Source organism: Frankia sp. CeCAU1 (assembly GCF_977971845.1).
This window is the reverse complement of sequence record NZ_CDWWXA010000012.1, coordinates 11,664-32,244: the sequence shown is the minus strand read 5'-3', so window position 1 is coordinate 32,244 and position 20,581 is coordinate 11,664. Positions and strand designations below refer to the sequence as shown.

19 protein-coding genes and 1 pseudogene are annotated in these 20,581 nt (G+C 69.2%); 2 read left to right on the top strand and 18 right to left on the bottom strand.

Translation table 11 applies throughout. The features are described 5' to 3' along the window. Positions 1-251 precede the first annotated feature (251 nt). From AC08OO_RS04255 to nifV, 17 genes are all read right to left on the bottom strand, one after another. The gene (locus AC08OO_RS04255) at positions 252-1,325 is read right to left on the bottom strand and encodes a 2-oxoacid:ferredoxin oxidoreductase subunit beta (protein ID WP_476609816.1); all 1,074 of its coding nucleotides are present in this window, start codon (positions 1,323-1,325) and stop codon (positions 252-254) included. Then, positions 1,322-3,325, bottom strand: a complete 2,004-nt coding sequence (locus AC08OO_RS04250; protein ID WP_476609817.1) for a 2-oxoacid:acceptor oxidoreductase subunit alpha — start codon at positions 3,323-3,325, stop codon at positions 1,322-1,324. The genes AC08OO_RS04255 and AC08OO_RS04250 overlap by 4 nt, the downstream gene beginning before the upstream one ends. Before the next feature lie 114 nt (positions 3,326-3,439). Then, positions 3,440-4,810, bottom strand: a complete 1,371-nt coding sequence (locus AC08OO_RS04245; protein WP_476607095.1) for a cysteine desulfurase family protein — start codon at positions 4,808-4,810, stop codon at positions 3,440-3,442. Beyond that, a complete protein-coding gene (locus AC08OO_RS04240; protein WP_476609819.1) occupies positions 4,807-5,643 on the bottom strand; it encodes a HesA/MoeB/ThiF family protein in 837 nt (278 codons plus the stop codon). Before AC08OO_RS04240 ends, AC08OO_RS04245 begins: the two co-directional genes overlap by 4 nt. A gap of 47 nt (positions 5,644-5,690) precedes the next feature. Beyond that, positions 5,691-6,311 carry an iron-sulfur cluster assembly accessory protein gene (locus AC08OO_RS04235; protein ID WP_476607093.1) on the bottom strand — a complete coding sequence of 207 codons (621 nt, stop codon included), beginning with the start codon at positions 6,309-6,311 and terminating at the stop codon, positions 5,691-5,693. Then, complete coding sequence (gene nifB, locus AC08OO_RS04230) at positions 6,308-7,891, bottom strand: nitrogenase cofactor biosynthesis protein NifB (protein ID WP_476609820.1); 1,584 nt, start codon at positions 7,889-7,891, stop codon at positions 6,308-6,310. Before nifB ends, AC08OO_RS04235 begins: the two co-directional genes overlap by 4 nt. Further along, positions 7,888-8,244 carry a nitrogen fixation protein NifZ gene (locus tag AC08OO_RS04225; RefSeq protein WP_476609821.1) on the bottom strand — a complete coding sequence of 119 codons (357 nt, stop codon included), beginning with the start codon at positions 8,242-8,244 and terminating at the stop codon, positions 7,888-7,890. Before AC08OO_RS04225 ends, nifB begins: the two co-directional genes overlap by 4 nt. After that, complete coding sequence (gene nifW / locus AC08OO_RS04220) at positions 8,241-8,696, bottom strand: nitrogenase-stabilizing/protective protein NifW (protein ID WP_011438834.1); 456 nt, start codon at positions 8,694-8,696, stop codon at positions 8,241-8,243. Before nifW ends, AC08OO_RS04225 begins: the two co-directional genes overlap by 4 nt. After that, complete coding sequence (locus AC08OO_RS04215; protein WP_476607090.1) at positions 8,693-8,944, bottom strand: CCE_0567 family metalloprotein; 252 nt, start codon at positions 8,942-8,944, stop codon at positions 8,693-8,695. Before AC08OO_RS04215 ends, nifW begins: the two co-directional genes overlap by 4 nt. Further along, a complete protein-coding gene (locus tag AC08OO_RS04210; protein ID WP_476609822.1) occupies positions 8,934-9,377 on the bottom strand; it encodes a NifX-associated nitrogen fixation protein in 444 nt (147 codons plus the stop codon). The genes AC08OO_RS04215 and AC08OO_RS04210 overlap by 11 nt, the downstream gene beginning before the upstream one ends. Next, a complete protein-coding gene (gene nifX / locus AC08OO_RS04205) occupies positions 9,374-9,808 on the bottom strand; it encodes a nitrogen fixation protein NifX (protein WP_011438837.1) in 435 nt (144 codons plus the stop codon). The genes AC08OO_RS04210 and nifX overlap by 4 nt, the downstream gene beginning before the upstream one ends. Next, a complete protein-coding gene (locus tag AC08OO_RS04200) occupies positions 9,802-11,466 on the bottom strand; it encodes a nitrogenase component 1 (RefSeq protein ID WP_476609823.1) in 1,665 nt (554 codons plus the stop codon). The genes nifX and AC08OO_RS04200 overlap by 7 nt, the downstream gene beginning before the upstream one ends. Beyond that, positions 11,466-12,836, bottom strand: coding sequence for a nitrogenase iron-molybdenum cofactor biosynthesis protein NifE (nifE, locus tag AC08OO_RS04195; RefSeq protein WP_476609824.1), 1,371 nt, complete (start codon positions 12,834-12,836; stop codon positions 11,466-11,468). The genes AC08OO_RS04200 and nifE overlap by 1 nt, the downstream gene beginning before the upstream one ends. A 208-nt stretch (positions 12,837-13,044) precedes the next feature. Further along, complete coding sequence (gene nifK / locus AC08OO_RS04190; RefSeq protein WP_476607087.1) at positions 13,045-14,601, bottom strand: nitrogenase molybdenum-iron protein subunit beta; 1,557 nt, start codon at positions 14,599-14,601, stop codon at positions 13,045-13,047. A gap of 67 nt (positions 14,602-14,668) precedes the next feature. Then, positions 14,669-16,129 carry a nitrogenase molybdenum-iron protein alpha chain gene (gene nifD / locus AC08OO_RS04185; protein WP_476607086.1) on the bottom strand — a complete coding sequence of 487 codons (1,461 nt, stop codon included), beginning with the start codon at positions 16,127-16,129 and terminating at the stop codon, positions 14,669-14,671. 43 nt (positions 16,130-16,172) lie between these two features. Further along, positions 16,173-17,036 (bottom strand): nitrogenase iron protein, encoded by an 864-nt coding sequence (nifH, locus tag AC08OO_RS04180; protein ID WP_011438842.1) that lies wholly within the window; start codon positions 17,034-17,036, stop codon positions 16,173-16,175. 201 nt (positions 17,037-17,237) lie between these two features. Continuing rightward, positions 17,238-18,440: a homocitrate synthase gene (nifV, locus tag AC08OO_RS04175; RefSeq protein ID WP_476609838.1), complete on the bottom strand. Its 1,203-nt coding sequence runs from the start codon at positions 18,438-18,440 to the stop codon at positions 17,238-17,240. A gap of 745 nt (positions 18,441-19,185) precedes the next feature. Here nifV and AC08OO_RS04170 point away from each other — a divergent pair. Continuing rightward, a complete protein-coding gene (locus AC08OO_RS04170; RefSeq protein WP_476593150.1) occupies positions 19,186-19,623 on the top strand; it encodes a hypothetical protein in 438 nt (145 codons plus the stop codon). A gap of 128 nt (positions 19,624-19,751) precedes the next feature. Here the strand turns inward: AC08OO_RS04170 and AC08OO_RS04165 are convergent, their stop codons facing one another. Further along, positions 19,752-19,979, bottom strand: a complete 228-nt coding sequence (locus AC08OO_RS04165; protein ID WP_476609825.1) for a hypothetical protein — start codon at positions 19,977-19,979, stop codon at positions 19,752-19,754. 260 nt (positions 19,980-20,239) lie between these two features. On the opposite strand from AC08OO_RS04165, the pseudogene AC08OO_RS04160 reads away from it, so the two are divergent. Then, positions 20,240-20,581, top strand: a pseudogene (locus AC08OO_RS04160) (hypothetical protein); the annotation flags it as partial.

The window sequence follows — 20,581 nt, the reverse complement described above, 5'->3', positions numbered from 1 at the left end:
AATCCCGGAAAACGGCGTGCAGGCGTCATCGCCAGGCGGCCGGAGAACATGACGGAAACCACGTGGGGCCGGAACCGAAATTACTCCGGGCCGAGGCCGGGGCGGGCACCGTAACGGACCCCTGAGGGGATCAGGCCAGCCCTGACAGGCCTGATCCCCCCGCCCCCCGAGCATCCACCCGACGACCGTCCATCGGTCCGGTTCGCCTCAGCCGTAGGTCTCATCCCGGCCGTAGGTCACCCGGCTGCGACCTACCCGGCCACCGTCCAGGAGTCGGCGCCCTGGAGCAACGCACGCAGATCGCCCAGGCCGCCGGGCCGGGCGGTCGCCAGCCGCTCCTGGAACAGCTGGTCGAACACGGGATGCGAGACCGACCGGTAGACGCCGATCGGCGGCTCCGGAAACTCCGCCTGCGCCAGCTGGGCCAGGGCGTAGGCATAGGTCGAGTTCTCCACCGTCGGATCGTGCACCACGACGCGGGGGTCACCGCTGTGCCCGACCGCCAGCTCCCCGGTGGCCGGGTCGCGGATCACGGCGTACTGCTCGTCCACGCCGAAAACCACCGGCATACCGGGCGAGAGCCGGATCGGCCCCTGCTCGCCCTTCGCCCCGGCGGCGCCGGCATCGGCATCGGACCGCTTCGGCTGACGGGGGATCGCGTTGAACGTGGGGCAGCCCTGCCGGATCTCCACCAGCGCCGCTCCCTGATGCGCCGCGGCGGCGGTGAGGGTGGCGGTGAGGTGGCGACGGTCCGAGTCGATCGTGCGGGCGACGAACGTCGCGCCGGCGCCGAGCGCGAGCGCAACCGGGTCGAACGGGTTGTCGAGCGACCCGTGGGGGCTCGACGGGCTGATCGTGCCGATCCTGGAGGTCGGCGAATGCTGACCCTTCGTCAAACCGTAGATCTGGTTGTTGAACAACATGATCTTAATATTCACGTTGCGACGCAGCGCGTGAATAAGGTGGTTACCGCCGATCGACAGCGCGTCGCCGTCACCGGTTACGACCCACACCGCCAGGTCCGGCCGGTTGATCGAGACACCGGTCGCGAAGGACGGCGCCCGGCCGTGGATCGAGTGGATGCCGTAGGTGTCGAGGTAGTAGGGGAACCGCGAGGAGCACCCGATGCCGGACACGATCACGATGTTCTCGGGCGGGACGCCGAGGGCCGGCAGCAGACCCCGCATCGTCGAGAGGATGGCGTGGTCCCCGCAGCCGGGGCACCAGCGGACCTCGTTGCCGGTCATGTAGTCCTGCGCGGTCAGCGCCGGCCGTCCCGCCAAGTCACCCGACGGTTCTCCGGATCCACCATTCAGCGAGATCATCGTCCTGCCTCCCCGGCCGTGCCGAGCTTCGGACCAAGGTGTGCGTTCAACCGGGCGCTCACGTCCCCGACCGGCTTCGAGGCCGCATCCGCCGACGGCTCCTCGTCGATGCCCTGGATGATCCGGCTGATGACGGAGGTAAGCTCGGCGACCCGGAACGGCATGCCGCGGGTCTGGTTGTAGCCGACGGTGTCGATCAGGCATTCCTGGCGCAGGAGTCCGGCGAGCTGCCCGAGGTTCATCTCGGGGACGAGCACGGTGTGGTACTCCGACAGCACCGAGGCCAGGTTCGCCGGCAACGGGGCGAGATGGCGCAGGTGCGCCTGGGCGACCTTCATGCCGTCGCGCCGCACCTGGCGGCAGGCTTCACCGATCGGCCCCCACGTCGAGCCCCATCCGATCACCAGCACATCGGCGCCGGATCCGGGGGGCCCGCTGGGATCATCGACCTCCAGGAGCGGCACGTCGATGTTATCGATCTTGGATTGTCGGGTGCGGACCAGCAGGTCATGGTTGTCGGGGTCGTAGGAGACCGCACCGGTCAGGTCGGCCTTCTCCAGACCGCCGATGCGGTGCGTGAGCCCCGGGGTACCCGGGATCGCCAGCGGGCGGGCCAACGTGATCGGGTCCCGCACGTACGGCAGGAAGATCGGGTTACCGGCCTCGTCCACCCCGTTCGGGCCGGTGGCGAGATCGATCCCGATGGTGGGCAGCTCCGCCGTCTCGGGCACCCGCCACGGCTCGCTGCCGTTGGCGACGTAGGCGTCGGACAGCAGGATGACCGGGGTGCGGTAGGCCAGCGCGACCCGGGCTGCCTCCAGCGCGGCGTCGAAGCCGTCCGCGGGCGAACGCGCCGCGATCACCGGCAGCGGCGCCTCGCCGTGCCGGCCGTACAGGGCCTGGAGCAGGTCGGACTGCTCGGTCTTGGTCGGCAGACCGGTCGACGGCCCGCCGCGCTGCACGTTGACGACGACGAGCGGCAGCTCCATGATCACCGCAAGGCCGAGAGCCTCGGTCTTCAGGGCCATCCCGGGACCGGAGGTGACGGTCACGCCGAGCATCCCGGCGAAGGACGCGCCGATCGCGGAACCGATGGCGGCGATCTCGTCCTCGGCCTGGAAGGAGCGCACGTCGAAGGAGGCGAGCGCGCTCAGCTCGTGCAGGATGTCGGAGGCGGGAGTGATCGGGTAGGCGCCGAGGAACAGCGGCATCCCGGCCTGCTGCGCGGCTGCGACCAGGCCGTAGGCGATCGCCTTGTTGCCCTTCATGTGCCGGTAGGTGCCGGCGGGCAGCTTGGCCGGCTTCACCTCGTAGGAGAGCGCGAAGGCCTCGGTGGTGTCGCCGTAGATCCACCCGGCCCGCAGCGCGGCGATGTTCGCGGCCTGCACGTCCGGCTTCGCGGCGAACCGCTTCTGCAGGTAGGCGATCGTGTCCTCGATGGGCTGGCTGAACATCCAGGACACCAGGCCGAGCGCGAACATGTTCTTCGTCCGGGCGGCGTCCTTGCGCTTCAGGCTGAACTCGGCGACGGCCGTGGCGGCGAGACCGGTGAGGTTGATCGCGTGCACGTGGTAGGCGTCCAGCGACCCGTTGGTCAGGGGATCAGCCTCGTAACCGGCCTTTTCCAGGCCCATCACCGTGAACGCGTCGGTGTCCACGATCAGGACCCCGCCGGGACGCAGCTCGGCGATGTTCGCCCTGAGCGCCGCGGGGTTCATGGCGACCAGAACGTCGGGCCGGTCGCCCGGGGTCCTGATGTCGTGGTCAGCGATGTGGAGTTGGTAGCTCGACACCCCGGCCACGGTTCCGGCTGGCGCCCGGATCTCCGCCGGGTAGTTCGGCAACGTTGCCACGTCGTTGCCGCCCGCGGCGGCCTGGGCGCCGAACCGGTCACCGGTGAGCTGCATCCCGTCGCCGGAGTCACCGGCAAAACGGATCACCACGTGTTCCAGTTGCGTGACCCCCGGATCTGGTCGTTCGGACAACTGTTCGGTTGGCATGGCGAAACCTCATCTCAACTTCTCAGCTACGCACGCCCGCGCCGGGCGAGCGGAACCGCGCGTGGCAACGCTGACAGCACGGAAGCGGGGTCAGGGAAGCGTGGGGGGAACGGGTCAGGGATAGGCGGATCGGGGGGCGGGCACCTCGGGCATGCGCAGGGCCCGCGAGAACACCCGGTCGGTGGGGATCTCCTGCGCCCGGAACTCGGTGGTGGGGCCGTCGAAAAGATCGTTCGATCGGTTCTGCTCCAGGGCACGCACGCGCAGCACCGCGCGAGCCACCGCGGCGGCGGCGGCGTGGATCTGGTCGACGCTGGTGAACCGGCCCACGCTGAACCGCAGGCTCTCCATGGCCGCCGTGGTCGACCGGCCCATCGCGGTGAGCACATGGGACGGCTCGGCGCCGCCCCCGTGACAGGCGGAGCCCGCGGACACCGCCACGTCCGGCAGACAGGCCTGGACGGCGTCGGCGTCGGCACCGACGAACCGCAGGTTGATGGTGTTCGGCAGCCGGCATTCGCGGCCCCCGCCGCGCTCACTCGGCCCGTTGAGCTCGACGGCATCGACGCCGAGCCACTCGACGAGCAGATCGTGCAGCAGCTCGGTCTGGGCCCGCTGCCGCGGGGCCTCGTCGTCCATCACCGCGGCGGCGATCCGCACCGCGGCGCCGAAGCCGACCACCCCGGCGGTGTTGACCGTGCCGGCGCGCAGGCCCCGTTCCTGCCCACCGCCGTGGATCAGCGGTGCCAGCTGCGACCGGGCGTGTCGGCCGGCGATCAGCGCGCCGGTGCCCTTGGGCCCGTAGAGCTTGTGCGCGGACGCGACGGCGAGGTCGATGCCGGCGTCCGCGACCGAGACCGGCATCCGGCCCAGTGTCTGGGTGATGTCGGCGAGGTAGAACGCCCCCGCCCCGTGGGCGAGCTCGGCGATGGGCCGCGGGTCGTTCAGCGTCCCGGTCTCGTTGTTCGCCGTCATCACCGCCACCAGGGCGACCTTCGAGACCGAGGCCCCGAGAACCCCCCCGTTCCCCGCGATCGCGGAGCCCCCCGCGACGGCGGAACCGCCCCATACCGGTTGCAGCAGCGCGCGCAGATGATTGAGGTCGATCGTGCCGTCGGGATGAACCCGGATGGTCTGCACGATCGCCCCGTGCACCCGCGCCGCGGCCTCCGCCGCGGCGAGGACCGCCCGATGCTCGGTCGCTCCGACGAGTACGCGGCGGCAGGACGGCGGGGCGGTGGCCAGGACCCCGGCGATCGCCAGGTTGGCCGCCTCGGTCGCCCCGCTGGTGAAGATGACGTCACGCGGCTGGGCGCCGGCGAGGTTCGCCACGTCCCGCCGGGCTCCTTCGACGAGCCGGGCGACGGCCTGCCCCGCCGGGTGCGAGCTGGCCGGATTCGCGAAGTGGTCCCGCAGCAGCGGCAGCATCGCCCGGACAACCTCCGGGTCGACCGGGGTCGTCGCGTTGTGGTCAAGATAGATCACGGTGCGCCTCCAGAGCCGCAGTCCACGCAGGCGGGATCGCGCCGGGTCCGCGGCGTACGCAGGTCCGTGTCCCACAGGTCGAGGTGGATCAGCCGGCCGACCGCCGGCTCGGCGAATCCACCGGCGATCTTCAGCGCCTCGGTCGCAGCCAGGCAGCCCACCGTTCCGGCGACCGCGCCGAGCACCGGGAAACCGAGGGGCTCCCAGGACGGGTCCCCCTCCGGGAACACACACCGCAGGCAGGGCGAACCCGGCCGGACCACCAGCAGATACGCCTCGGTGGCGTTCATCGCGGCGACGACCAGGGGGATCTGCGTCGCCAGGCACAGCCGGTTGAGCAGATACCGCTCGGGGAAGTTGTGCCGAGCGTCGACCACCACGTCCGCCTCGGCGATCAGACGGGGCAGGCTGGGATCGGTCAGATCCCGGTCCAGGGCGACGATCTCGACGTCCGGGTGGTGTGCGCGCAGGGTGTCGGCCGCGCACACCACCCGGGCGTCGCCCACCCGGTCGGGCCGCATCAGGGTCTGCCGGTTGAGGTCCGGCTCCTCCAGAACGCCCGGATGGACCAGGATCAGCCGGCCGATGCCGGCGGCGGCCAGGTAGGTCGCCGCCGCTCCGCCGACCCCGCCCACCCCCGCCACCAGGACGGTCGCGCCGCTGAGCCGCCGCTGAGCGGACACTCCGAAGCCCGGAATACCCAACTGCCGCTCGTACCGTCGATTCGGGTCGAAGACGGACGGCGCCTGCCGACGGGATGGGTACGGTGCCGGCGGCCCGGCACAGATGGACCCCAGCAGACGCGGGTGGGAACGGAATCGGGCGGTGACCATCGGGCGCTCCCCGGGTTAGGCCGAACAGGTGATCAAGTAGTGGGTTGTCAGGACACCAGCGCGACCCGGCCGATCTCGGGCAGGGCCTCCTTCAACCGGCTCTCAATGACGCCGGTCAGGGTCGCGGTGGCGCCGGAGCACCCGCCGCAGGCTCCGGTAAGGCGCAGGTGCACCTCCGCCGTCCCGGGCTCGCCGTTGCCGGCGAGAGTCGCGACGACCTCGGCGTCCCCGCCGTCTCCCCGCAGGAAGGGCCGGATCTCCTCCATGATCTCCTCGACCTGCTCGCGCAGGCGGGCGTCCGCGGCGGTGCGCTCGGTGGAGTCCGAGGCACCGAAGGACGTCCCGCAGCCGCAGGAGCTGGTCGCGTTCGGGTTCTGGAAGGTGAACCCGGAGGAGGTCAGCGTCTCGGTGTAGTCCACGCGCAGCCCGCGCAGCAGGTGAACCATCGACGAGTGGACGACGACGTCAAAGCCGTCCTGGCCGATGACGACGTCCTCGGCCTCGGCACCGGGGACGAGCGCCAGGTTGTAGGTGAAGCCGGCGCAGCCACCGGGGTCGACGCCGATCCGCAGGCTGAACCCGCCCGTGCCGGGGGTCGAGGCGAGCAGGTGACGGACCTGCTTCACGGCCCGGTCGGTCAGTTCGACGGTTGGGGTGGTGGCGCTCATCGGACGGCAACCTCCGCTTCGGCACGATGTGCGACAAGGCGGGAGCCGACCTCGGCCACCGCCTTCTCGATCAGGTCGTAGAGCTCCACCGGTTCGATCCCGGCATTCTCGAGCGCCTCGCGCGGTCCGAGGCCGATCTTGCTGCACAACACCGCCGCGCAGTCGGACAGCATCGCGACCGTCTTGTCGAGCTTGGAGGCGTCCTCGTCGCAGTCCGACGGGCCGTTGCAGTAGCGGTCCACGTCGCGGGTCTGCACGAGCCGGGCCCAGCCCGGACCCCCCTCGTAGATCCAGAACTCGGTCGCGTGACCGAAGTGCTGGTTCACCACGCCGCTGCCCTTGGTCGCTACAGCGACGAGCACAACGTTCTCCGGGCGGGTGTTCCCCGGGCGGGCCCCGGCCGGGGTGCCCTCATCGGGGGATGCGCCCGGGCCGGAGGGAATGACCGCGCCGGTCGAGATGTTCAGCGCTCCCCGGGTGGCAGCCGCCTCGGAGCGCCACCGTTCGATCTCGCTATGCGTCTGCCGGCGGCCTTCGAGGTCGTATTCGATCTCACGGCCACGGAACGCCTCGGGAGTGAACTCCTCACCCCGGTCCTCACCGAGCAGGCCGACGGCGTCGGCGCGGCACTGCCGGCAGTGCCGCATCATGCTCATCTCGGCGCCGTCGTCCTGCTCGCAGCGGTCCTGCAGCGCCTTGAGCTCCTGCGGGGTGGGGCCGCGCTGCCCGGTCAGGCCGAAGTGGGTGCCGTGCTCGGGCGCCGACACCAGCGGCATCACGTTGTGCAGGAAGGCGCCGAGCTCCTTGACCTTCCGGGAGACCTCGACGAGGTGGTCATCGTTGATCCCGGGGATCAACACCGAGTTGACCTTGCAGAGAATCTTCCGCTCGGTGAGCATCGCCAGGCCCTCGCGCTGACGCTCGGAGAGGATCCGGGACGCCTCCCGGCCGGTGTACCGCTTGCCGCGGAAGGCGATCCACGGGTAGATCCGCTCCCCGACCTCGGGGTCGATCATGTTGATCGTGATGGTGACGTGGTCGACGTTCAGTTCGGCGATGCGGTCGACGTGGTCCGGCAGGGTCAGCCCGTTGGTGGACAGGCAGAGCTTGATGTCCGGGCAGTCCCGGGCCACCAGTTCCATCGTCCGGAAGGTCGGCTTCGGGTTCGCCAGCGGGTCGCCGGGGCCGGCGATCCCCAGCACGCTCATCTGCTTGATCTCGCTGGCCACCAGCTTGACCTTGGCGAGGGCGTCCTCGGGGGACAGCAGGGTGCTGGTGACGCCGGGACGGCTCTCGTTGGCGCAGTCGAACTTGCGGTTGCAGTAGTTGCACTGGATGTTGCAACCTGGGGCGACCGCCACGTGCATCCGGGCGTAGTACTGGTGGGCCTCGGCGCTGTAACAGGGATGATTGGCGATCTTCTCCGCGATCTCCGGGTCCCACACCGGAGCGCTGGTGCCACAGCTGGACTTGCTCGCGCAGCCGGCGGCGGTGTCGGGCGCCGGCCCGGTGGCCTGCCGGAGGATCTCGCCTGCCGGGTCGGTGGGCAGCATCGGCAGGCTGACGGGGGTTGCCTTCACGACTGCCCTTCCTTCCCCCGGGCGGTCGCCGTGCCGCTGGCCGGAGCGGTCGCCGAGGAGGTCGCGGTGGTCGTCGCGGCGGGTGCGGCGGTACCGGCGGGTGCGGCGGCCTGCTGCCACCGCTCGGGGGAGACGAGCTCACGTTCCAGCGCGCCGACGATGCGGCCGTGGTCGAAGGCCACCGCGTACACGATGTGTTCCTGCAGGTAGAGGCCGACGTTGATGACCTGGCCACGGGTGCCGGCCTCGACGAGAACCTCACCGACGGCGATCGCCGGGTCCGGATACGTGCCGTCGTTACGCAATGCCTTGACGGCGACAACGATGTCGCCGACGTCGTAGGTGCTGTTCATCGGGTTCCACCCAGGTAGTCGGCGGACGCGGCGGCGTGGTGCGGCCAGGCGGACTGGGACGGCTCCACCGGGTCGGACGGCGCCGACGGCTGGGGCACCGTCGGGGTCAGCCGCTCGACGGTGATCGACGACGCGGGCACGAACGACGACTGCGGCGCGCGGTCCTGCAGCACCTTGAACAGGCGGTGGTCCAGGGCGGAGGCGGTGGTGAAGGCCTCATAGGAGCGGATGAGCGCGTCGCGATACTCCCGCAGCAGCTCCACCGGGTTCCCGGCCTCGGTCCGAGTGTCGTGCAGCTCGACCAGCTGGTTGGCGAAGTACCGGAGGATGTGCAGCCGGTTGACGGCCAGGACTCGCGGGTCGTAGTCGACGTCCAGCAGGATGAAGTACTCCTCGGCGGTGGAACAGCGGCGGAAGTCCGCCAGCTGGCCGGCGGCCATGCTCACACTCATCGCGATGTCTCCTTCTCGAGCAGGCCCTCGAGGAGGGCGATCTCCGCATAGGCGTCGTAGGTGCGGCGGGCGGCGTCGAGCAGGCCCTCCCAGCCGATCGGGAGGTCCTCGGCGAGGTCGTGCAGGTCGAGCTTGAGCTGGGAGGCCCGGCTGCGAAGCTTGCGCAGCCGCAGCTCGGTGTCGGCCGGGGCGCCCCCTGCCGGGGTGTCGGCGGCTTGGGCGTCGGCGGCTTGGGCGTCAGGAGTCATCGCGGGCCACCTCGTTCCATCGTTCGATCTGCTTGGTCGCGCCGGTCACCATCGACTCGCCCCGGGCGGAGAGCTCGTCCATGGAGCCGAAGCCGAACCGCTGCACGTCCCGCAGCGCGTCGGAGAGGACGACGAGCCGCCCGGCGCAAATGATCACGCGCCCGAACCCCTCGTGGCTGAGGTCGAGCACGGTGGTGGTGAACGCCCCGGTCGCCTTCTCGGTGGCCGCCGCGACCGCCTGGTAGAAGGAGCGCACCCGGCCCTCTACGGCGGCGTCGATGTCGCAGTTCACCGCGATCTCGCGGCGCTGCTCCCGCGTGACGATGAACGGGCGGAGCAGGTCCTCGTCGGAGAACCGTTCCAGTTGGCCGTAGGTGTCCCCGGCGCGCAGCTGGTCGACCAGGTCGCCAAGGAAACCGGTCTTCGCGGTCATGCCGCGTCCCCCTTGGGCTTCAGGGCCGTAGCACCGCCGCGGGTCCAGGTCGCCGCCGGCTGCGGCTCGTGGGACCGCAGCACCTTGCGCAGCCAGGGCGGAGGATTGCCGGCCAGCGTCGAGGTGTAGCGGCGGAGCAGCTCGGGGATGGCGGTGCCCTTGACCACCTTCACCGGGTGAACCCGGGCCTTCACCACCTTCGCCGCGGCCGTCCCGCCGATATCACTGATGTTGAGAATCGCGCAGTCCGAGACCGCGGCGAGCCTGGATTCGATCTTGTCCTGTTCGTCCGTCGGCGCCGCGTCGAGCGCGCGGGTCTCCAGGAACCTGGCCCCCTCGGGGCCGACCTCGTACACGTCGAACCGTTGGCACCACCCGAAATGCTGATCCACAGCGGTGCCGTCGCTGGTCGCGAAGGCGATCTTCAACACGGAGACTCCTGGAACAGGTTGTCGAGTTGATCGGATTCACCCGCGGAGCCGGGCTGGGTAGGGATCTCGGTCCGGTGGGCGGGCTGTCCACCCGCGCCGGACACGGAGAACCTCCGCCCGGGACGGCGGTGCACGTGCTCGTGATCGAGCAGACGATTCGCGGCGTCGATGAGCAGGCGCAGGCTTCCGGCGTACCCGGCGGTACCGGCCAGCGCCGCGCCGAGCCGATCGAAGATCGGGAAGCCGACGGGCAGGTGCGCGGCGCCAATCCGGTCGGCGACCTCGCGGGCGTGGCTGGAACCGAGGACGAGGTGCGCACCACCCGCCCGAGCCAGTTCGGCGAGGTCAGCCAGATCGCCGACGACGACCTTGTCCCAGGGCGCGTCCGCGAGGACCGGCGCGGCGGTCGGGGACACCGCCGCCACGACCTCGGCCCCGACGTCGTGCAGCAGGGAACCGACGGCGACCAGGGTCTCCGGCTCCATTGCCAGCGCGACCCGGGCGCCACCGAGGACGAAGTGCGTGTCGAGCAGACCGTCGGCGAGCCGGGCCCGGGCCTGCCGGATCCGGGCCGGCGCGGACGCTCCGGTGAGTTCGATCAGCTCGGTGACCAAGGCGTCCATCTCCGTCAGCCCGCTGAGATGACGGTGGCGGAGGATCCGGGCGCCGGTCCGAGCGGCGAGCAGGTCACCGGCCGCCGCCGCGGTCGCACCCGCGACGAGCACGGCCCGCGACCGACCGAGCGCCCGCAGCCGCGCGAGCCCGGTGCCGCCGGTCGTTGTGGGCTGCCAGGCGGGGGCCAGGTGCCCGTCCACCGATCCGGACAGGTCGGGGACGAGTACCGGGTCGAGCCCGAACGCGCGAATCAGCTCACCGAGCTCGTCGAGGTCGGCCGCCGTCAGGGACGGGCCGACCAGGACGGCGAGCTGGCGCGGGTCCAGAGCACCACCGTCCGCCGCCGCCACCCGCCGGGCGGCGGACCCCAGGGACCTGGCGGGCCCGGCAGCCTCGGCGGGCCCGGCAGCCTCGGCGGGCCCGGGGGTAGTGAGATGCGTTACGGGAGCGCTGGCCGCGATGAAGGCGGTGCGCCCGGTAAAATGGCTCGCTTCGGAAGGCTTCGTTTTGGAATGCTCTGCCGGCACCACCGCTCGGACCAGCGCCTCCAACGCGGCCGACCAGCCGTCGGACAGCCCACCGATGAAGTCCGGGGTGGAGACCCCGACGATCAGCGGGGCCCCGCCGGGGGCGGAGTCGTTCGCGCCCGCCTCCGGCCCGCTCGAGTCGGTCTCGTTCCAGGCCGAGAGGTACCTGCGCAGCTGGCCGCCGACGTCCTCGCCGCTGACCTCGGTGACCCCCGTGGTGAGCAGGCCGATGATCTCCGGCCGCTGCTTCTTCCGAATGGCATCGAGCGTCTCCACCATCGCCTCACCGCTGCCGAGGACCGCGGTCACCTCGGTGATCGCGGTGGTCTGCAGCGGGATCGGCTCGTTGAAATGCCGGGTGAGCAGGGCCTTGGCGAATGACGCGCACCCCTGCGCACCATGCATGATCGGCAGCGAGCCGGCGAGGCCCAGGAAGACCAGCGCACCCCCGAGCGGCTGGCTGTGCTTGAGCGGGTCGATCGTCGCCTGCCGCTCTCCGGTCACGACCTCGGCCATCAGCGGGCTCCGACCAGGTCCCAGGGAGCGGGCCGGCTGACCTGCTCCCAGACCGGGCTCGCGATCGCCAGGTCGAGGCGCCGGGCGAGCTCGACCATCCCGGTGTAGCCGGCGTAAGGGATGTGCCGCTCCTGGTTGATATCGAGGAACGGCAGCCGGCCCTTCAGCGCGGTGTACTGGTTGCGGCCGCCGGCGACGAGGATGTCCGCCCCGGTCTGCTCGGCGACCCGCAGCAGCTCGCGCGGACTGCCCTCTTTGATCATCTTTGCGTCGCCGAGCAGCTCGCGGATCTTGTCCACGTCGCCGTCGGAGCTCTTGGTGATGCCGCTGCCAACCACCTCGATGCCGAGGTCCTGCAGCGCGGACACGATCGACCAACTCTTGACCCCGCCGGTGTAGAGCACCGCCTTACGCCCGGCGAGCCTGCGCCGGTACGGCTCAAGTGCGACGGCGACGGCCGCCTCCTCGACAGCGATGAGCTCCTCCGTGCGGCGGGAGAGCTCGTCGTCCTCGAGCAGGCGGGCGAAGCCGCGCAGGGTGTCGCCCATCGCCCGGATGCCGTAGAAGCTGCCCTCGAACCACGGGATCCCGTAGCGTTCCTGCAGGCCACGGGCGAGTCCGAGCAGCGCGCGCGAGCAGACCACCATCGTCGCCCTGGCCCGATGGGCCGCGGCGACGTCACGGTAGCGGGCATCACCGCTGATGCACGCCTGCACCCGAAGGCCCAGCCGGGACAGCAGCGGCAGGACGTCCCACAACTCCCCGGCGATGTTGTACTCACCGATCAGGTTGACGTCCAGGTCGGTGGTGAGCTCCGGCTCAACGGTGCCGATCACGTGGTCGAGCAGGGCTTGGCCGGCGAGCCGGTTGCCGAGGTTCTTGCTGCCGACGAACCCGGGCGAGTGGATCGGGATCACCGGCACCCCGGACTCGGCGGCGGCAGCCGCGCACACCGCGTCGAGATCGTCTCCGATCATCGCGGTGACGCAGGTCGAATAGACGAAGACCGCTGGCGGCGAGTGCCGCTCGACGACCTCCAGGATGGTGTCGAACAGGCGCTGTTCCCCCCCGAGCACCACGTCGTTCTCGGCCATGTCGGTGGTGAAGCCGTGCCGGTAGAGCACCGGCCCGGACGACAGGCTGCCTCGGCCGTCCCACGAGTTGCCCGCGCAGCCGATCGGGCCGTGGACCACGTGAGCGCAGTCGGCGATCGGGACGAGGGTGATCATGGCTCCGTCGAAGGCGCAGCCTCCGGAAGTGCCCCCGGGCTTGGGTTTGGGACAACCTGCCTTGCGGGCCTTGGTGCTCTTGGCGTTGTTGTGGTTACAGGCCGGTTCGGTGAACAGCGCGACGCGTTCTGTGGCTGCCATGGGCCATCCTCGGAAGGACGCGGTTCTACGGGCACGGTTCTTGAAAGAGGTGGGACGGGGGCGAGGGGTCGATCGATCCGGGAGGTGATCGATCGACCCCACGGCGGGGTGGTCGGCCGGTCGCAGGGAGCGCGGTGGGTGCGGCCGGCCGACCACGTTCAGGTCCGGCCGGGAGCCGGACCGGCCACAGCTGTGCCCGGTCGGACGCTCAGCGGACGACGTCGAAGCTGTGGTCGGGGCTGGTGCGGTCCAACTCGTCGAGCACCGTGTTGACGAGCTGGGTGAGCAGGTGCAGACCGCCGGTGTAGCCGACGATCGGGAAGCGGTGCAGGTGGTGCCGGTCGAAGATCGGGAAACCGACCCGGACCAGCGGCACGTTCGCCTCCCGGGAGATGTACTTCAGGTACGAGCTCCCAATGAGCAGGTCGACCGGCTCGGTGAAGACCAGCGACCGCAGGTGCCAGAGGTCCTTGCCCGGCCAGACGGTCGCAGCCTCGCCGAACTTGCTGGTCGAGAGGACCTTCTCCAGCCTGGGCGCGAAGGAGTTGTCGGCGTTCGTGCTCAGCAGGTGGACCGGGATCATCCCGAGTTCGAGGGCGAAGCCGGTCATCGCGATGACGAGGTCAGGGTCACCCGCGATGGCGACCCGCTTGCCGTGCAGATAGGCATGCGAGTCGGTGAGCGCGTCCACCAGGCGGCCACGCTCGGCGGTGAGCTCGGCCGGGATCTCGACCTCCGCCAGGCGGGCCACCTCAGTCAGGAAGCGGTCGGTGTTCTTCACCCCGATGGGGGTCTCGAGCACCACCGTCTCCTGCTTCCACCCGTCCCGGACGAACTCCGTCGTCTTGCGGGTGGTGGTCTCCTGAAGCATCACGGTAGCGCGGCTGAACCGAGCCGTGGCGGCCTCGGCGAGCGGGGTACCACCTGGGTAGAGCTCGTACTCACCCGTCGCCGGCGAGTCCAGGGAGCTGCTGTGGTCGCCCAGGATCAGGGGGTCGACACCCATCAGCTCCAGGATGCGGCGGTACTCGCGGTGGTTGCCGACGTAGGTCTCGAAGCCGGGCACGATGTTCAGCCGGGGCTTCCCGGGGGACTCGACCTTGTCGGCGTCCGCCGTCTTGCTCAGGAGCTCCAGGATGCCCTTGAGCATGCTGTCGTAGCCGGTGAGGTGCGAGCCCACGAAGCTCGGCGTGTGCGCGTACGGCACCGGGTAGTCGGCGGAGATCGCGCCCTTGTCCCGCGCCGCGCCGATGTAGGCGAACAGGTCCTCCCCGATCACCTCGGCCATGCAGGTGGTGCTGACCGCGACCATCTTGGGCTTGTACAGGGTGGTCGCGTTCTCGAGCGCCTCGACCAGGTTGTTCAGCCCGCCGAAGACGGCGGCGTCTTCGGTCATCGACGAGGATGCCGCCGGGACGGGCTCCTTGAAGTGCCGGGCGAAGTGGCTGCGGAAGTAGGCGACGCAGCCCTGCGAGCCGTGCACCAGGGGCATGGTGCCCTCGAAGCCGAGGCCCGCCAGGACCGCGCCGAGCGGCTGGCACGCCTTGGCCGGGTTGACGGTCAGCGCCTCCCGGGCGAAGTTCTTCTCCCGGTACTCCCAGCCGCGGGTCCACTCCAGGACCCGGGCGACCTCGGCGGCGTCGCTGCCGTTCTCGAACTCGCGCTTGCCCTCGAACTGCTTCTGGTAGACCTCGTCCTTGAACAGCTCGCTGTGGTCGAGGACCCGCAGCGGGACGGAACTGTTTGTTTCCGGAGTCGTCGTCACCGGACATCCTCCCTTCTACCGTGGCTGATGACTGCCGGCTACCGCCGGCGGGGGCCGGACCGGCCGGTCAGAACACCTCTCCGGCCTTCGACCAGGGGGTCTCCATGAGGTCCCAGGTCGGGCTGTTGATCGCGATGTCCATGTCACGGGCGAAGACCGCGAAGCCGTCCACGCCGTGGTATGGCCCGGAGTAGTCCCAGGAGTGCATCTGGCGGAAGGGGACACCCATCTTGTGGAAGACGTACTTCTCCTTGACGCCCGCGCCCATCAGGTCCGGCTTGAGCCGCTTGGCGAACTCCTCCAGCTCGAAGGCCGTCGGGTCGTCGTAGAGGACCACGCCCTCCGCGAGAGCGGGGTAAGTACGGGTGTAGTCGTCCTTGTGCGCGAACTCGTAGCCGGTGCCGACGACCTCCATGCCGAGGTCCTCGTAGGCACCGATGGTGTGCCGGGGCCGCAGTCCGCCGACCGCGAGCATGACCCGCTTGCCTTCCAGGCGCGGCCGGAAGGCGTTCGTGATCTCGTCGAACCGGACCTGGTAGCGGGCGATCGCCGCCTCGGTCTTCTGCTTGATCTCGTCGTCGAAGAAAGCCGCGATCTTCCGCATCGAATCGACGATCTTGGTAGGACCGAAGAAGTTGAACTCGGTCCACGGAGTGCCGTAGCGCTCCTCCATGGTCGTGCAGATGTAGTTCATCGACCGGTAGCAGTGGATCAAGTTCAGCTTCGACAGGTGCGTCGAGGCCATCTCGTTGATCGTGCCGTCACCGGACCACTGGGCGATGACCCGCAGGCCCATCTCCTCCAGGATCTTCCGGGAGGCCCAGGCGTCGCCGCCGATGTTGTAGTCGCCGATGAGCGCGACGTCATACGGCGTCTGCTTGAAGGTGTTCCCGCCGGTGCCCAGCACGTGGTCGCGGACCGCGTCGTTGGCGATGTGGTGGCCGAGGGACTGGCTGACCCCGCGGAACCCCTCGCAGCGCACCGGGACGACCGGCAGCTCGAGCTTCTTCGAGGCCTTGCGGGAAACCGCCTCGATGTCATCGCCGATCAGACCGATCGGGCACTCGGACTGGATCGAGATCCCCTTGGCCAGCGGGAACAGCTCGACGATCTCGTCGCAGACCGTCTCCAGCTTCGGGTCACCGCCGAAGACGATGTCCTTCTCCTGGAAGTCGGTCGTGAACTGCATCGCGGCGAAGTTGTTCACGCCCCAGGGGCCGCGGGCGTAGTTGCGCCGGGTGGCCCAGGAGTACTGGCCACAGCCGACCGGGCCGTGGCTGATGTTGACGATGTCCTTGACCGGGCCCCACACCACACCCTTGGAACCGGCGTAGGCGCAGCCGCGGATCGTCATGACCCCCGGGCGGGATTTGATGTTGGACTTGACCTCGCACTCCTTCGACCCATCGGGGTCGTTGGCCTTGAGGTGCTTGGCCCGGAACTTGGCCGTCTTCGCAGGGTAGTTAGACAGCACCTCGGCGATCATCGCCTCGGTCTCGGCCTTGATAGGTGCCGGCGTCGTCGTCATGGTCGGGACCTCATCCTCGACGGAGTCGGAGCAGGTGACAGGGTCAGGCGACAGCGGCAGCCTTGCCGATGATGCTCTCGTCCTCCTGCTCCATGATCCCGAACTCGATGAGGAGCTCCTCGAGCTCGTCCATGGTGATCGGCGTCGGGATGGTCTTCATGTCGTTGTCGACGATCTTCTTGGCGAGCTGCCGGTACTGGTCGGCCTGCTCGTTCTTCGGGTCGTACTCGATGACCGTCATCCGGCGCAGCTCGGCGTGCTGCACGACGTTGTTGCGCGGGATGAAGTGGATCATCTGGGTGTTGAGTCGGCGGGCGAGCTCAATGATCAGCTCGTCCTCGCGGTCGGTGTTGCGGCTGTTGCAGATGAGCCCGCCGAGCCGGACACCACCGGAGTGCGCGTACTTGAGGATGCCTCGGGCGATGTTGTTCGCCGCGTACATCGCCATCATCTCGCCGGAGGTGACGATGTAGATCTCCTGCGCCTTGCCCTGGCGGATCGGCATCGCGAACCCGCCGCAGACGACGTCACCGAGGACGTCGTAGGTGACGAAGTCGAGGTCCTCGTAGGCGCCGGCCTCCTCCAGGTAGCTGATGGAAGTGATGACACCGCGGCCGGCGCAGCCCACACCGGGCTCCGGGCCACCGGACTCGACGCACTTGATGCCCCACTGGCCCTCGACCAGGACCTCGTCGAGCTCCAGGTCCTCGACCGAGCCCTTCTCGGCAGCCAGCTGGATGACGGAGGTCTGGGCCTTGGAATGCAGGATGAGCCGGGTCGAGTCGGCCTTGGGGTCGCAGCCGACGATCATGACCTTCTTGCCCATCTCGGCCATCGCCGCCATGGTGTTCTGCTGGGTGGTGGACTTGCCGATACCACCCTTGCCATAGAATGCGATCTGGCGCATGCGGTGTTCCTCCTCGGAACGGTTGCCCAGCGCAGGGGGCACCGGTGCCACGACCACGCCGATCGGGCAGGTCGGGCCGCGAGAGCCCCTGGGCTGGAGTCGTGCCGCCGGCCGGGTTTGGCCGGGACATCGGCACAACCGTTAGTTGTTGATCTAACCCGTTGCGTCTGTCAGCCGGGTCCGGTCCCTGCCGGGCCCGGCCTAGGACGGCGGGGCCTCCACTCGGGGGGCCGGCACTTCGGCCCGCCCGAGAAGCTCCTGGAAGTCACGGCCGTGCAGGCCGCGCTTCGTCTGGGTCGCCGTGGTCCGGACCCGCTCAAGCAGCGGCTCGATCTCGCTGTCGTCGGCGGTGATGCCGTACTGGGCCAGCACGTAACGCACCGAGGCCCGGCCACTGTGCTTCCCGAACGCGAGCCGCCGTTGCCCGCCGACTTCGGCGGGGTCGAACGGCTCGTAGGTCGACGGGTGTCGCAGCACGCCGTGGACGTGGATCCCCGACTCGTGCGCGAACACCGACTCACCGACCACCGCCTTGCCTACCGGCAGCGGGCGGCAGGCGGCCCGGGCCACCATCCGCGCGAGCCTGCGGAACGAGGTGGTGTCCAGGTCCACCGGCACCTTCAACAGGTGCCGCAGGGCCATCGCCACCTCCTCGAGCGGGGCGTTGCCGGCCCGCTCCCCCAGACCCAGCACCGTGGTGCTAACCCAGGTGAATCCGGCCTGAACCGCGGCGAGGGTGTTTGCGGTCGCCAGACCGAAGTCGTCGTGGGCGTGGATCTCCCACTCCCCCGGGACCGCCTGGACCAGCCGGCCGAGCCGGGTGTAGGCGCTGACCGGGTCCAGCAGACCGACCGTGTCGGCCCAGCGGATCCGGGTGGCGCCCCACTCGCGCAGCTCGCCGGCCAGCTCGATGACGAAGTTGTCGTCCGCGCGGGAGGCGTCCTCCAGGCCGACGCTGAATCGCAGCCCGCGGTCGGCCGCGTCGAAGACGCAGTCGCGGATGCGGCGCCGCGCCCATCCCCGGTCCCGGCCCAGCTTGCTCTTCAGATGCAGGTCGGAGACGGGAATGGTGAGGTGCGCGGTGACAATTCCGCAGGACACCGCGGCATCGATGTCGCGGCGGTCGGCCCGGCACCACGCCACCACGCCGGCCTGAGGTTGCGTCGCGAGGATCTCCCGCAGGACATCCCGTTCGGCGGGTCCCATGGCAGGTATTCCGGCCTCGATCTGGTGTACGCCGATGGCGTCCAGAGCAGCGGCGATGGCAAGTTTCTCGGCTGCGGTGAATGCCACTCCAGGCGCCTGCTCGCCGTCGCGCAGGGTGGTGTCGCAAAACCTGACCGGCGCGGCCGGCTCGACCGTAGGCGCGGATGAGCTGGGAAAACGGGGACCGGGCACTGTCATCACCAGCCGTCGATCGAGAACAGAAGGCCATGGGATCGCCCCCGAACAGTGGTTCTTCGTTTGTCCGGTGGCGACACGAAGAACACTAGGAGCCGTTTATTTCAGCCCTGCAAGCCCCGGTAACTTCGGCGTTAACAGGTATTCCGTCGGGATGACTGGAAGCTTCTCCCGAAAGATACCTCGAAGGATATTCGCAAGGAAAAATCTTTAATTAAAATTTTCCTGGAAACTTTCCCTCGTGGCGCCGCCCACATAGCCCCGGGCGCGCCACCGAAGTGGTCCGGAGCACACGGTACGCCAGGAAGATCGCCCGATTACGGGGATCCCCCAGCTCCGTCGGAGCGGTGTAGATGACAGTAGCAAACGCCCCGTGCAGATGAGATGTTATCGGAACATTCGAACAAGAGTTTCAGCGAGGTACCTGCCGTGTTACGTAGAGATGTCGGCGCTATCGATGCTGGTCACGGCGGATGAACAAGATGACTCACATTCATGTTGGCAGCTTCCCGACCGCCGCGCGATCCCGACCACCAGGATTAACTTTTCCGAAACCGACAAGGTCCGTCGTGAGTGGACCTCGCCCGAGGAGTCGGTTATCTTATGGATAACAGTTATTTTCCGCCGGGCGACGCCGGGCGACGCCGACCTGGCAGCACGCAGTGCTTTCCTATGGAGAGCGGAAGGAGCTGGGCGTGTCGGTTCGCGCATACGTGGAGTACTTGGGTTGCCAGTCGGGATGGTAGAGATGACGGACACGCAGATGGTCGGCGTGCCGTCCGACCCGCCGGGAACGTGGGAGGACCTGCGTGCGACCGTAGTAGGCAACAACGGTGTCTTCCGGATCAACATGGGGACACTGCGGGAGATCGGCGGCTATGGCCGATTGGGTACCAACGTGCGGCAGATCCTGAGCCGGAACCTCGCCGGCATCGGTCTCGGGCACCTGCCCACGGAACTACCGTCCTACCAGGACAAAGAGGTTCTGCTCTTCCAGTTCGGCACACCGGCGGCAGAGATCGTCGAGGCGGTCCGGGAGGGCGCCTCCGACGGAGCTGAATCCGCGCTGATCAGGCTGAACTCCTCGCAGGACATCGCGAAGGTGCGCGACGCCTCACTCAAAGCTGTCGAGCTCCTCTCGATTCTGAACGACCGCTGCCGGGACTGCATGCGCCCGCTGCACTAAGCGACCAGCGGCCGTCATCTCCGTCGCCGGCCTGACAGTCGGCGACGGAGATGTCTGGTCGTGGCTGCCGGAGGCGGTGGACCGCCAGGTCAACCGGGGGAAATCCGGCGGCTTCGTGTTCGTCACGCCTATGTTTGATCATGGCTGCGAATCACGGCGTGGGAACGACGGCGACAAAGCGTCATCGTGGCGACGGCGCTGTCCCGCTCCGCCCACGCCATCGCCCAGTGGAAGTGGCCATATCGTGGCGGACCGTCGTGGCTGGCGGCACGGACCGGGACGGCGGGCGGCGTTTTCCAACGCCGCCCGCCGTCTTCGGCATTGAACTCGCCGTTGAGCTCGGCATTGAACGCCATGAGACAATGCACCGTCGATCGAATCCCGCATCGCCGGGACGGCCCCCGCATTCGCGGAGCGCACTTGCATTTGCCGGAACGCATCTGCGCTGTCGGCCTGCCCCCGTATTTACCCGGCGCCCCGCATTGTTGTTGGGCACCCGCATTCGCCGGACGCCGCTGCACTTGCATTGAGCGCCCGGAACAGACGTGGATGCCCTCGGTGGCCCGCCCGGTCCGGCGTCCCGTATCCGTGGCGTCAGGGGTGGAGTCAGGCCGCGGTGCCGGCTGTTCCGGCCGGCCCCGTCGACGGAGGCAGGAGGGCGGGATTCGACTTCTGGGAGATCGAGGAGTTCATGGAGCACGGCTCGGCACTCGTCGGCAGTCCTGAGCAGGTATTCGACAAGATCCAGCGGTTCACCGAACTGTACGGCCAGCAGCTCACCGGTATCGGCGTCGACTCACTGCCGGTGGACTGGCAGCGCGAGCAGCTTGAGTGGTTCGCCGCCGACGCCGCCCCCCCGAACCGCGTCGCCCCCCGAACCGCGTCGGGCGTATCCGAGCACCCGCTAGGAGCCGCAGGATTCGGCCCAGACCGCGTCACAGGCTTCGACGCGGGCCCC

Bases quoted from the DNA above. Each gene is read 5' to 3' on its own strand.
- AC08OO_RS04165 (WP_476609825.1), bottom strand. From the start codon at position 19,979: ATGGCGTTCAATGCCGAGCTCAACGGCGAGTTCAATGCCGAAGACGGC.
- nifD (WP_476607086.1), bottom strand. From the start codon at position 16,129: ATGACGACGACGCCGGCACCTATCAAGGCCGAGACCGAGGCGATGATC.
- AC08OO_RS04240 (WP_476609819.1), bottom strand. From the start codon at position 5,643: ATGGTCACCGCCCGATTCCGTTCCCACCCGCGTCTGCTGGGGTCCATC.
- AC08OO_RS04170 (WP_476593150.1), top strand. From the start codon at position 19,186: ATGACGGACACGCAGATGGTCGGCGTGCCGTCCGACCCGCCGGGAACG.
- AC08OO_RS04210 (WP_476609822.1), bottom strand. From the start codon at position 9,377: ATGACCGCGAAGACCGGTTTCCTTGGCGACCTGGTCGACCAGCTGCGC.
- AC08OO_RS04200 (WP_476609823.1), bottom strand. From the start codon at position 11,466: ATGGCCGAGGTCGTGACCGGAGAGCGGCAGGCGACGATCGACCCGCTC.
- nifE (WP_476609824.1), bottom strand. From the start codon at position 12,836: ATGGCAGCCACAGAACGCGTCGCGCTGTTCACCGAACCGGCCTGTAAC.
- AC08OO_RS04215 (WP_476607090.1), bottom strand. From the start codon at position 8,944: ATGACTCCTGACGCCCAAGCCGCCGACGCCCAAGCCGCCGACACCCCG.
- nifV (WP_476609838.1), bottom strand. From the start codon at position 18,440: ATGACAGTGCCCGGTCCCCGTTTTCCCAGCTCATCCGCGCCTACGGTC.
- nifW (WP_011438834.1), bottom strand. From the start codon at position 8,696: ATGAGTGTGAGCATGGCCGCCGGCCAGCTGGCGGACTTCCGCCGCTGT.
- AC08OO_RS04250 (WP_476609817.1), bottom strand. From the start codon at position 3,325: ATGCCAACCGAACAGTTGTCCGAACGACCAGATCCGGGGGTCACGCAA.
- AC08OO_RS04225 (WP_476609821.1), bottom strand. From the start codon at position 8,244: ATGAACAGCACCTACGACGTCGGCGACATCGTTGTCGCCGTCAAGGCA.
- AC08OO_RS04235 (WP_476607093.1), bottom strand. From the start codon at position 6,311: ATGAGCGCCACCACCCCAACCGTCGAACTGACCGACCGGGCCGTGAAG.
- AC08OO_RS04255 (WP_476609816.1), bottom strand. From the start codon at position 1,325: ATGATCTCGCTGAATGGTGGATCCGGAGAACCGTCGGGTGACTTGGCG.
- nifH (WP_011438842.1), bottom strand. From the start codon at position 17,036: ATGCGCCAGATCGCATTCTATGGCAAGGGTGGTATCGGCAAGTCCACC.